We start from the raw sequence: 11,165 nt of genomic DNA, 5'->3' as shown, positions 1-11,165 counted from the left end.
TGATTCGTCGACACTTCCGGCGTAGTGGCCTGAGAGCTGCTGCCGTGCTCGCGGCCACCGGGGTCCTCACAGGCGTCGTGGCCGGAGTCGGCGCAACGTCCGCCTCGGCGGACGATCCGGTCATCGCCTCGAAGTCCCTGTTGGCCGACCCGCAGTCGCCCGACGGATCGCGTATCGAGAAGGCCACCTACAAGGACGACCGCAGCATCCGGCTGTACGTCCACTCGGCGGCGATGAACCGCACCTTCCCGGTCGATGTGCAGCGCCCCGCCGACGCGTCGGTGCCGCGCCCGACCCTGTATCTGCTCAACGGCGCGGGCGGCGGCGAGGACGACGCGTCGTGGCAGAAGAAGACCGACATCGTCAACGGCTTCCTGTCCGACAAGAACGTCAACGTCGTGCAGCCCATCGGCGGTAAGTGGAGCTACTACACCGACTGGCTGAAGGACGACCCGAACCTGGGCCGCAACAAGTGGAAGACCTTCTTCACCGAGGAGCTGCCTCCGCTGATCGACGGCGCGCTGGGCACCAACGGCGTCAATGCCATTGCGGGCCTGTCGACTTCGGGCACCTCGGTGCTGAACCTGGCGATCGCCAAGCCGGGTCTGTACAAGTCGGTGGCCGCCTACTCCGGCTGCGCGGAGAGCAGCACCGACGTCGGCCGCGAAGCGGTGAAGCTCACCGTCAACACCTGGGGCGGCGGCGACGTGCGCAACATGTACGGCGACGACGACAACCCGGCCTGGCAGGACAACGACCCGCTGCTGCACGCCGATCAGCTGCGCGGCGCGAACCTGTACATCTCCTCGGGTAACGGCCTGCCCGGCCAGTGGGACACCCTCAACGGCCCCTACGCCCTGCCCGGCGCCTACGGTCTGGGCAACCAGCTCGTCATCGGCGGCGTGATCGAGGCCGCGACCAACTACTGCAGCCACAACCTGCAGACGAAGCTGGACTCGCTGAACATTCCGGCGACCTACAACTTCCGTAACTCCGGCACCCACTCGTGGGGCTACTGGCACGACGACTTCCTCGACTCGTGGCCGGTGCTGGCCCGCGGTCTGGGCATCTGACTGCCCCGAACGAACCACCGAATCCGCCTCGATCGCCGTCGCGATCGGGGCGGATTCGCCATTTTCCGGGGGCTGTCTCACTAAAAAGTTCGGTTCGCCGTAAACTATTTTTCATGGATGCGATCACCGTCGAGGTCGGGCCCACGCGCCGGAATCGGCTGCGTTCGCTCGTGGTGCTGCTGGGCCCGGCTTTCGTGGCGGCGATCGCCTATGTCGATCCCGGGAATGTGGCCTCCAATATCAGCGCCGGCGCGCAGTACGGCTACCTGCTGGTGTGGGTGGTCGTCATGGCGAATGTGATGGCCGCGCTGGTGCAGTACCTGTCGGCGAAACTGGGGGTGGTGACCGGCCGCTCGCTACCGCAGATCGTGCGCGAACGAGCCGGGCGCCCGGTCCGGCTGGCCTATTGGGGTCAGGCCGAATTGACCGCGATGGCAACCGATCTCGCCGAAGTCGTCGGTGGCGCGATCGCCTTGAACCTGCTGTTCGGCCTGCCGCTGCTGCTCGGCGGCGTGATCACCGGCGTGGTGTCGATGGCCCTGCTGGCCGTGCAGAACCGCCGCGGGCAACAGCCGTTCGAGCGCGTGATCATCGGCCTGCTGGCGGTGATCGCGATCGGGTTCCTGGCCGGTGTGGTGATCTCGCCGCCCTCGCCCGCCGGGGTGGCCGGCGGGCTGGTGCCGCGTTTCGACGGGGCGCAGAGCGTCCTGCTCGCGGCCGCCATGATCGGCGCCACGGTCATGCCGCACGCCATCTATCTGCACTCCGGCCTGACCCGCGACCGGCACGGCCGCACCGAGCCGGGCCCGCGCCGCAGTCGCCTGCTGCGCGCGACCCGGATGGATGTCGGCCTAGCCATGATCATCGCCGGCGCGGTCAATCTCGCGATGCTGCTGATGGCCGCCGCCACGCTCGGCGGCCGCGATGTCGACTCGATCGAATCCGCCCACGCCGCGGTCCGGGAGGTTCTCGGCCCCTGGGCCGCGCTGCTGCTTGCCGTGGCACTGCTGGCCTCCGGGCTGGCCTCCACCTCGGTGGGCGCCTACGCCGGCGCGATGATCATGGACGGGCTGCTGCGCCGCAAGGTGCCGCTGCTGTTGCGCCGCGTGGTCACCCTGATTCCCGCTCTGCTCATCCTCGCCGCCGGCGTGGACCCGACCCGCGCGCTGATCGTCTCGCAGGTGGTGCTGTCCTTCGGCATCCCGTTCGCGCTGATCCCGCTGGTGCGGTTCACCGGTGATCGCAGCCTGATGGGCGCGGACGCCAATCGACGGGCGACCACCGTGGCCGCGTGGCTGAGCGCCGCCGTGATCAGCGCGCTGAACCTGCTGCTGATCTATCTCACCGTGGCCGGTCGCTAGCGGCCGTCGTCCGCCGATAGTGCGCGGCGATCTCGTCGCTGGTGGTCACCCACACGCCCGGATGGTTCACCACGTACTCGAGCGCCTCGTCCAGATAGCGGTGCCGGAACGCCTGACCGGTGACGAACGGGTGCAGGGCCAGCGCCAGCACCCGGCCGCTGTCGGCGGAGTCGGCGTAGAGCTGGTCGAGTTGGTCGCGGACCATGCGGACGAAATCGGGGCCGGTGAGCCCCTTGCTGACGAAGATGCCGATGTCGTTCAGTTCCACCGAATACGGAACGCTCAGCATCCCCGGCACATTCAGCCGATAGGGCTGATCGTCGTTGGTCCAGTCGAGGACGTATTCCAGCCCCAGTTCGGCCAGGAGCCCGGGCGTGTGGAAGGTTTCGGTGAGCCCGGGACCCATCCAGCCCCGCGGCCGGCGGCCGGTGGTCTTCTCGATGGTCGAGACGATGTCGGTCAGAACGCGGCGCTCCTCTTCCAGCGACAGTCCGGTGTGCAGGTGGCTGTTGCTGCTGCCGTGCGCGAGCCAATCCCAGCCGCGTTCCTTCCCGGCCGCGATGATCTGCGGATACCGTTCGCCCACATCGGAATTCAGCAGCGCGCTGGCGCGAATCCCGTATTTGTCGAGCAGCTGGATCTGGCGCCAGATGCCCACCCGCGGCCCGTAGTCGCGCCAGCCGTAGTTCAGCGCGTCCGGCGTCAGTGCGGTGGTGCCCTCGTAGGTCGCGGTACCCGGCAGGTCGACGTAGAAATGTTCGATATTGAGGCCGACGTAGAACGCGACTCGCTTACCGTCGGGCCAGTGGATCGGCTCGCGCTCGGTGATCGGGGAGTAGTCGTACAGTGTGATGTCCGTGCTCATGCCGGTATCGTCGGACCTTGACATAGATGTGAAGGTCAACCGAAAGTCGTTGTGAGGTAGAGCATATGCGAATCGGTGAGTTGGCGGAGCGGACCGATACCTCCCGGCGGCTGCTGCGCTACTACGAGGAGCAGGGACTGATCCGGGTGCGCCGCTGCGATAACGGCTATCGCGACTACGACGAGCGCCTGGTCGATCAGATCCTGCACATCCGCGGACTATTGGACGCGGGCCTGCCCACGCGGATCATCAAGCAGATCCTGCCCTGCCTGGACGATCCGCGCGACATTCATTTCGCCGACGCCACACCGGAAATCATCGCGACCCTCGAACATCAGCGCGACCGCCTGACCCAGCGCATCGACCTGCTCACCCGCAACCGCGACGCCATGACCACCTACATCGGCGAACTACGCGGCTGCGCCCGCCCGGCGTCAGTCGGCTGATCCGATGCGGCCGGAGTTGGCGCCGGCTGTCAGCGTGCGCGCAGCCGGACCGTGGTACCAAACTGGTACTATTCCTGCGTGGCGATCAACGTACGGTTCACCGATGACAATGAAGCGGCAGTCAAGAGACAGGCCGAGGCAGAGGGCATCAGCATCAATACGATGATCAACAAGGCTGTGGCCGAGTATGTCGCGCGGCACGACCATCGCGATCGGGCACGTGAAATTCTTGACGTCGAAATGGGCCGCTGGGCCGAACTTCTGGATCGGCTGAAGTGACCGACCTTTCCGAGGATTCCGTGGTCTACGTGGATCTGGAGGACGTCCTGATGATCGCGGATCGGGTAACGGGCGATGTCCGGACGATGGTGCGGGACATCGGATTACTGCAGTCGGCGGTGTACCGACCACAAACTCGTGCGTTCGGGGTGGTGGTCTACCCCGGCTTGTTCGAGAAGGCGGCAGCACTGCTCCAGTCGTTGTCTCGGAATCATCCGTTCATCGACGGCAACAAGCGAACAGCATGGTTGGCGTGCATGATGTTTCTCGCATTCAACGGCGTGCGACTTCGAGTCGACACGGACTACTGCGAAAGCTTGGTCGTGGACGTCGCCACCGGTGCAGTCGTGGAGATTCCGGCCATCGCCGAAGCGCTGGAATTTCTCGCGGTTCGTTGATCGCCCTCGCCGTCGCGGCCTTATGCGCCCGTCTCTGCGGCGCGGCGGTAGCCTCGCACGGCCGGGTAGCCGAAGACCACGATCATGCCGAGCACCCAGGCGACGGTCTTCCACAGGGGTTCGGCGACGGGGCCGTCCCAGCAGAGTCCGCGCATCGCGTCGATGGCGGTGCTCATGGGCTGGTTCTCGACGACCTTCTGCAACCACGTGGGGTAGGCGAAGACCGGGACGAAGCCGGAGTTGAAGAACATCAGCAGGGTGTTGATGATGCTGACGATGTTGACCAGCATCACGCCCTCGGAGACGGTGGCCAGGGCGGTGACCATCACCGCGAAGCCCACGCCGAACAGCACCGGGATGCCGATCATGGCCAGGGAGGCCAGCGGACCGTTCCAGAAGCGGAAGCCGATGCAGACGCCGACCGCGATCACGAACAGCGTGGTCACCAGGACGCGCAGCGCCTCGGCGAGCAGTCGCCCGGTGAGTCCCGCGGCCCGGTGGATCGGCATCGTCCAGAAGCGGCCCAGCAGGCCGGTGTACTTCTCGGTCTTGAAGCCCAGCGCGCTGACCACCGCTCCGGACATCGCCGCCACCAGGGTGATCAGGGGGACCGTGCCGTAGACGCTGGGCATGCCGGTGGCCGCGGTGATCGAATCGCCGAGCACGATCCGGAACATCAGCAGGGTCAGGGCCGGGTAGATCAGCGTCTGGATGGTGGTCGCGGGGTCGCGCGCCCACACCATCAGCAACCGTTTGCACTGGATCAGGCTGTGCCGTGCCCAGGTCGCGACCGACCGCTCCGATCGAGCCGCGACCCTCGGCAGCGGCGTCTTCCAGCCGAGAGTTTCCGGAGACGCCTCGGTGGCATCGATGGTCAGACTGCTCACGATCGCCTCACACTCGCCCACACCGCCAGCGGAACGAAGGCCGCCGTCAGACTGATCAACCACACCAGCGGCACCCACAGCACATGCCAGCTCACGCCGCCCGCGGCCATATCCCGCAGGGCGAAGGAGAACTGGGAGACCGGCTGATTGCGGGCGAACGGACGAATCCACGCCGGGAATCCGGATTCCGGCACGAAGCCGCACGAGAGCATGCCGAGAATCAGCGTCGGCAGCGTCAGCGCCTGACTCAGCGCCTCCGGACTCTTGGTGAAACTGCCCAGCGCGTCCGCGCCGATCGCCAGCACGGTCCCGACGGCCAGCGAGAACGCGCAGAACAGCACGGCCTGTCCGAGTCCGGCGGTGAACCGGAAACCGATCATGTATCCGAAGATCAAGGCCGCGATCAGTGAGGTCACCGAACGCACCAGGCCCGCGCAGATGCGGGAGACCAGCGGAACCATCGGCCCGATCGGCATGGTCTGCATGCGGGTGTGCAGACCGGTCATCGATTCGAAGGCCGCGATCTGCGCATTCGACATCATGGTGAACGACATGGTCTGCAGCACGATGATCGGCATCACGAACTGCGCGTAGTCGATGCCGCGGAACTGCATCACATACCGCAGCGGCAGATAGAACCCGAGGGTGAACACCAGCGGCGTGATCACCGCGACGACCAGTTCACCCTTGGTCGCCATCGTGCGCACGATCCGCCCGGTCAGCGCCCGCCACTGGGCGAAGCTGGAGATCCGCGCCTCGGGCATCTGCGCGAAGAGGCGGGCCTCGGCGGCCACCGGCGCGCTCATTGATGTCCGCCGGAATGACCGGTGATGGACAGGAACACGTCGTCGAGCGAGGGCCGCCGCAGCGCGATATCGGCCAGTTCGAGGCCCGCGGCGTCGAGGCGGCGTACCGCCTCGGCGAGGGTGCTCGCCCCGTCGGGGGCCGGAATGGAGATCCGGTCGCCGGCGAATTCGTGCCGCAGGGCCTCGGGTACCAGCTCCCCGAGGGCGGTCACCGCCTTGCGCAGCTGCGTCGGATCCAGCGGGACCACCTCGCAGTAGCTGCCGCCGGTCTTCTCCTTGAGTTCGTCGGCGGTGCCCTCGGCGATCACCGTGCCCTTGTCGATGACGATGATGTTGTCGCTGAGGACGTCGGCCTCTTCGAGATACTGCGTGGTCAGCAGCACCGTGATGCCCTGCTCCTTGAGCGCGTTGACCAGATCCCAGACGCCCTGGCGGCTGCGTGGATCGAGGCCGGTGGTCGGCTCGTCGAGGAAGACCACCTCCGGGCGCACCACGAGCCCGCAGGCGATGTCGACGCGGCGGCGCATACCGCCGGAGTAGTGCCGGACCGCGCGCTTACCGGCGCCGACCAGGTCGAACTCCTCGAGCAGGGTGTCGGCGCGGCGGCGGGCGTCCTTCTTGGGCAGACCCATCAGCCGGCCGAACAGTTCGAGGTTCTCGCGGCCGGAGAGATTCTCGTCCAGCGCCGCGTACTGCCCGGTCATCATGATCGAACGCCGCACCCCGGCCGCATCGGCGACCACGTCGTGCCCGGCCACCGAGGCGCTGCCCGAATCCGGTCGCAGCAGGGTGGACAGGATCTTGACCGTGGTGGTCTTGCCGGCGCCGTTGGGTCCGAGGATGCCCAGCACCGAGGCGCGGGCGGCGGTGAAGCTGATGCCCTGCAGGGCCTGCACCTCGCCGAAGGATTTGCGCACATCGTCGACCACGACGGCCGGATCGGCACCCGATACGCGCACCGCGGTATCGGCACCGCCGGTGGCGTCGGAACCGGCCCGCGTTGCTGCCGCGCCGCTACCTGCCCGGGACGCTGCCGCGCCGCTGTCGGCGTGGGACGCTGCCGCGTCGGTACCTGTCCGAGACGCTGCCGCGTCGGTAGCGCCCGAATCCTCACGCGGTGTGTGTGATCCTGCGTTGTCCAAACTCGGCATCAACTCTCCACTATCGGCCGGGGCGCGACCGGATTGTCCGGAACGCTGATCTTTGTCCCGGTTGATGGATACCTTCCACCGGGCGCGATGTTACTTCGTCCGGCTGCGCGGCTGTCGGTGCCGCGAGCTCGGGATGCCGCTCGCGGTCCCGAATTTTTCCATCGCGGTAGGTTCTACCGCGATCTGAAACGTGGTGAAGTCGAAATGCGGCAGCGCCCGTAATCTGTGGCGTTGGTCACACTTCCGGTGTCCAACCGGCACCGATCACCATTGTCGCTGGTCCGGACGCGGACCGGGTGGTTCGTAGGATGTTCGCGGTTGTTGTCGCCCGCCCGGAGGGCACCATAGTCTGACGATCAGGGGAGCGGTATCCGATTCGTCCGCACCCTCCTGCGGCATCGTCGCCCGCCCGCTGCTGGTGCGCACGTCGAACGACTGCCGAGGTCTCCGCCGGCGAGAGGGTGGCCAATGGCCGAGATGCTGAAGTCCCACGATCCACGCACCGGCGAGCTCATCGGGGAATATCCGATCCTGGACGCGGCCGCGGTCACCGACGTCGTGCGCGCCGCCCGGTCGGCCGAGACCTGGTGGGCGGCAATCGGATTCGCCGGGCGCAAGCGCTGGCTGCTGGAATGGAAGCGCAGTATCGCCCGCAATGCCGGCGAGCTGGCCGAATTGATCTGCACCGAGTCGGGTAAGCCGCGCGTCGATGCCGCGATCGAGATCATGCTCGCCGTGGAACATCTGAACTGGGCCGCGCGCAATGCCGAAAAGCTTTTGGGGCGAAGCAAACTCGCCTCGACCTGGCTCACCCGCAATCAGCGCGCGTCGGTGGGCTATCTGCCGCTGGGCGTGGTCGGGGTGCTCGGCTCCCCGAACAATCCGGTCTTCACGCCGATGGGCTCGATCGCCTATGCGATGGCCGCCGGCAACGCGGTGGTGTTCAAACCCAGTGAGCTCACCCCGGGTGTCGGCGTGTGGCTGGCCGACAGCTGGGCGGCACTGGCGCCGGACAAACCCGTCCTGCAGGCGATCACGGGAACCAGCGCCACCAGTGCCGAACTGTGCCGCGCTCGGGTCGACAAGATTGCCTACGCCGGCTCGGAGGCCGGTGCGCGCGAGGTGATCGAACTGTGCGCACCCACCCTGACGCCCGTCGTGGTCGAGAAGGCCGGCAAGGGCACGATGATCGTGCACGTCGACGCCAAACTCGACACCGCGGCCGAGGCGGCGGTGTTCGGTGCCATGTCCAACGCGGGGCAGAGCCCGGCCGGTATCCAGCGGGCCTACGTCGCGGACTCGGTCTACGAACCGTTCCTGGAACGGGTCGTCGCCCGGGCGCGTTCGCTGCGTCCCGGCGGCGACCGCAAGGCCTCCTACGGGCCGATGATCATGGATGCCCAGGTCGACGTGGTCCGCCGTCAGGTCAAGGACGCGATCGCGCGCGGTGGCCGGGCCGTGGTGGGCGGTCTGGAATCGATTCGCGAACCGTATATCGAGCCGATCGTGCTCACCGACGTGCCCGAGGACAGCCAGGCGATCACCGCGGAGGCGGTCGGGCCGGTGCTGATCGTGAATCGGGTGGCGAATATCGACGAGGCCATCGACCGCATCAACGCCGCCGATCAGGGACTGGCGGTCTCGGTGTTCACCCGCGACGTGCGGAGCGTCGCCGACTTCGCCGAACGCATCAGAACCGGTGTGGTGACGGTGAATTCGACCATGGCCTACGCCGCCAATCCGGCCCTGCCCTTCGGCGGTGTCGGCGAGTACGGGCAGGGACATACGCACGGCGAGGCCGGGTTGCGCGAATTCAGCCGGACGCTGGCGATCGCGGAGAAGCGCTATCGGGCGCCGGTGGATCTGTCGAGTTTCGACCGGCACCCGCGCCATCTGCGGCTGACCCGTGCGATCTTCCGGATTCGTCACAGCCGCTTCTAGCCGCGGCCGCCCCGCCTGGATCGCTAGGCCTGGACCGGCTACGCCTGGACCGGTTCGCCCTGCGCCGTCTCGGGCGGCGAATTCCAGCCCAGCAGAACCGCTTCCATCAGCGCGCACACCCGGGCGACATGTTCCGGCCGATTCTCGAAGCGCACCCGCCGCCCGACATCGACCACCTGGGCGATGGCGGCATGGACGCGGCAGCGCGCCTCGGCCGGGTCGTCGTCGAGCAGATGCGCCCACTCGAGCACGTTCTGACGCTGCACCGAACGCAGTTTCTGCTGTTCGGCCGCGGGCAGATTCGAGAATTCGGCGAAGTAGACCGGCAGGATCTCCGGCGTCGAGAAGGTCAGCCGCGCGAACCGGGCGGCGATGCGCAGCGCGGCGTCGGAGCGGCTGGTCGCCTCCGCCAGCGCCTCGGAATTCGCGATCGCGACGCGTTCGCCGGTGCGGTGGAACGCGGCGGCCAGCAGATCGGATTTACTCGCGAAATAGCGGTAGACGCTGGACGCGTTGATCCCGACCGCGGCGCCGATCTCCTCGATACTGGCCTCGTGATAGCCCTGGCGGCCGAAGATGCGGATCGCCTCGGTGAGCAGCTGTTCGCGTTTGGAACTCAGCGGCAATCCGCGCACCGGCGCCCCGGTGGCCGCCGGATCCGGCAGCGGCGGCAGTTCGGTGTGCAGGAGCGACCAGCACATATCGAGGATCAGATCGGTGAGCCGCGCGTTGGACAGGGCGGTGCGATGGGCGGTGATACTGCCGATCACGCCCAGCATGCCGGTCGCCAGCAGTTCGACATCGGCGGGCGGCGCATCCGGTCGCAGCGCGGCGACCGCGGATTCGATCAGATCCTGCAGTTCGTCGTAGATCACCCGGATGCGGGCGCGGTCCTCCCGCTCGAGGTAGCGGCGCTCCCAGCGGTACAACCCGCCCTCGCGGCGGACATCGATGGTGTGCTCGGCCAGCGCGCGGATCAGCGCGGTGAGGCGCGATTTCGGATCGAGCCCGGGTTCGTCGGCCGCCTTGGCGGCGTCGAGCAGTTGCTGGGCGCCGGCCTCGGCGGCGGCCACCAGCAGTGCGTACTTGTTGGCGAAGTGGCGGTACAGCGCCGGTCCCGAGATGCCCACCTCGGCGGCGATCTCGTCGACGCCCACCGGGTGATAGCCACGTTCACTGAAGGCGCGGGCGGCGACCCGCACGATCTGTGCCTTGCGATTCTTCGGCCGACGCCGGGGCGTCGTGGTGGTACCCGGTCGCGCGGATGCGAGCCCGGCCTCGCTGCGATCCGCGACCATACACCTCTCCTTCTGCGTTTCGGCTCGTCGACGGCGCCGACTGGTTGACAGCGCCGGACAAGTCAACATAAGTTAACCACAATTCGCAAAGTTAACCATCATTCTCGTATCGTCGCCATCGGCGGCGGCCCACCTGGGAGTAACCATGAGCGATCACGACCACACCCCCGGCCTCACCATCGTGCGGGACGATCGCGTTTTGCGGGTGACCATCGACAATCCCGGTCGCAAGAACGCTCTCAGCTACGACGCGATGATCGCTCTCGGTGACACGCTGAGCAACGTGGCGCAGGATTCGTCGATCCGCGTGGTCGTGCTGACCGGGGCGGGCGGCGACTTCTGCACCGGCGCCGATCTGGCCGCGGCGGCCGCCGAGAAGGAGCGGGGCATCACACCGGAGATGACCATGGACGGCGCGAACCGCATGGTCCGCTCGATCATCGACGCGCCGGTGCCGGTCATCGCGCGGGTGCGTGGCGCCGCCGCGGGAATCGGTGTGGCGCTGGCGCTTTCCGCCGATTTCACCTATGCGAGCGAGGAGGCCTATCTACTGCAGGCCTTCATCAACATCGGCCTGATGCCCGACGGTGGCGCCGCCGCGCTGGTGGCCGCGGCATCCGGGCGGGCGCTGGCGGCAGAGCTGGCGCTGCTCGGGGAGCG

Annotated in this window: 12 protein-coding genes; 7 read left to right on the top strand and 5 right to left on the bottom strand. The window is 67.4% G+C overall.

Annotation, left to right across the window (positions count from 1 at the left end; genetic code table 11):
- The first annotated feature begins 44 nt into the window (after nt 1-44).
- Together NN2_RS29625 and NN2_RS29620 are read left to right on the top strand one after the other, a co-directional pair.
- Nucleotides 45-1,073: an alpha/beta hydrolase gene (locus NN2_RS29625; protein WP_063017856.1), complete on the top strand. Its 1,029-nt coding sequence runs from the start codon at nt 45-47 to the stop codon at nt 1,071-1,073.
- Between the two features lie 158 nt (nt 1,074-1,231).
- Nucleotides 1,232-2,434 carry an Nramp family divalent metal transporter gene (locus NN2_RS29620; protein ID WP_245658908.1) on the top strand — a complete coding sequence of 401 codons (1,203 nt, stop codon included), beginning with the start codon at nt 1,232-1,234 and terminating at the stop codon, nt 2,432-2,434.
- On the opposite strand, the gene NN2_RS29615 is transcribed toward NN2_RS29620, so the two are convergent.
- On the bottom strand, nt 2,415-3,299 hold the full coding sequence (locus NN2_RS29615) for a polysaccharide deacetylase family protein (protein WP_063017852.1): 885 nt from the start codon (nt 3,297-3,299) through the stop codon (nt 2,415-2,417). The genes NN2_RS29620 and NN2_RS29615 overlap by 20 nt on opposite strands.
- A gap of 65 nt (nt 3,300-3,364) precedes the next feature.
- On the opposite strand from NN2_RS29615, the gene NN2_RS29610 reads away from it, so the two are divergent.
- The 3 genes from NN2_RS29610 (at nt 3,365) to NN2_RS29600 (ending at nt 4,422) form a co-directional block, all read left to right on the top strand.
- Entirely contained in the window at nt 3,365-3,745 is a 381-nt protein-coding gene (locus NN2_RS29610) for a MerR family transcriptional regulator (RefSeq protein ID WP_063017850.1), read from the top strand.
- A gap of 78 nt (nt 3,746-3,823) precedes the next feature.
- Nucleotides 3,824-4,024 carry a hypothetical protein gene (locus NN2_RS29605; RefSeq protein ID WP_063010369.1) on the top strand — a complete coding sequence of 67 codons (201 nt, stop codon included), beginning with the start codon at nt 3,824-3,826 and terminating at the stop codon, nt 4,022-4,024.
- The gene (locus tag NN2_RS29600) at nt 4,021-4,422 is read left to right on the top strand and encodes a type II toxin-antitoxin system death-on-curing family toxin (RefSeq protein ID WP_245658907.1); all 402 of its coding nucleotides are present in this window, start codon (nt 4,021-4,023) and stop codon (nt 4,420-4,422) included. The genes NN2_RS29605 and NN2_RS29600 overlap by 4 nt, the downstream gene beginning before the upstream one ends.
- Nucleotides 4,423-4,442: 20 nt before the next feature.
- Here the strand turns inward: NN2_RS29600 and NN2_RS29595 are convergent, their stop codons facing one another.
- Genes NN2_RS29595 through NN2_RS29585 form a run of 3 tightly spaced genes read right to left on the bottom strand, consistent with a single transcriptional unit; the run spans nt 4,443 to nt 7,074 of the window.
- On the bottom strand, nt 4,443-5,300 hold the full coding sequence (locus tag NN2_RS29595; RefSeq protein WP_369801464.1) for an ABC transporter permease: 858 nt from the start codon (nt 5,298-5,300) through the stop codon (nt 4,443-4,445).
- Nucleotides 5,301-5,305: 5 nt separating this feature from the next.
- Complete coding sequence (locus tag NN2_RS29590) at nt 5,306-6,115, bottom strand: ABC transporter permease (protein WP_030513348.1); 810 nt, start codon at nt 6,113-6,115, stop codon at nt 5,306-5,308.
- Nucleotides 6,112-7,074: a daunorubicin/doxorubicin resistance ABC transporter ATP-binding protein DrrA gene (locus tag NN2_RS29585; protein WP_063017848.1), complete on the bottom strand. Its 963-nt coding sequence runs from the start codon at nt 7,072-7,074 to the stop codon at nt 6,112-6,114. The genes NN2_RS29590 and NN2_RS29585 overlap by 4 nt, the downstream gene beginning before the upstream one ends.
- 669 nt (nt 7,075-7,743) lie before the next feature.
- Between NN2_RS29585 and NN2_RS29580 the strand changes: the two genes are divergently transcribed.
- Nucleotides 7,744-9,207, top strand: a complete 1,464-nt coding sequence (locus tag NN2_RS29580; protein ID WP_082857374.1) for an aldehyde dehydrogenase family protein — start codon at nt 7,744-7,746, stop codon at nt 9,205-9,207.
- Between the two features lie 38 nt (nt 9,208-9,245).
- Here NN2_RS29580 and NN2_RS29575 read toward each other — a convergent pair whose 3' ends face one another.
- Nucleotides 9,246-10,505 (bottom strand): TetR/AcrR family transcriptional regulator, encoded by a 1,260-nt coding sequence (locus NN2_RS29575; protein WP_063017844.1) that lies wholly within the window; start codon nt 10,503-10,505, stop codon nt 9,246-9,248.
- 145 nt (nt 10,506-10,650) lie between these two features.
- Between NN2_RS29575 and NN2_RS29570 the strand changes: the two genes are divergently transcribed.
- Nucleotides 10,651-11,165 (top strand): enoyl-CoA hydratase-related protein (locus tag NN2_RS29570; RefSeq protein WP_174555030.1); only part of this gene is annotated, 515 nt, incomplete at its 3' end.

Origin of the sequence: Nocardia nova NBRC 15556, from assembly GCF_001613005.1 — a bacterium.
GTDB lineage: Bacteria > Actinomycetota > Actinomycetes > Mycobacteriales > Mycobacteriaceae > Nocardia > Nocardia nova.
This window is presented reverse-complemented; position numbering and strand designations above follow the sequence as displayed.

Coding starts and splice junctions, on each gene's coding strand:
- NN2_RS29615 (WP_063017852.1), bottom strand. CDS start 3,299: ATGAGCACGGACATCACACTGTACGACTACTCCCCGATCACCGAGCGC.
- NN2_RS29590 (WP_030513348.1), bottom strand. CDS start 6,115: ATGAGCGCGCCGGTGGCCGCCGAGGCCCGCCTCTTCGCGCAGATGCCC.
- NN2_RS29580 (WP_082857374.1), top strand. CDS start 7,744: ATGCTGAAGTCCCACGATCCACGCACCGGCGAGCTCATCGGGGAATAT.
- NN2_RS29575 (WP_063017844.1), bottom strand. CDS start 10,505: ATGGTCGCGGATCGCAGCGAGGCCGGGCTCGCATCCGCGCGACCGGGT.
- NN2_RS29610 (WP_063017850.1), top strand. CDS start 3,365: ATGCGAATCGGTGAGTTGGCGGAGCGGACCGATACCTCCCGGCGGCTG.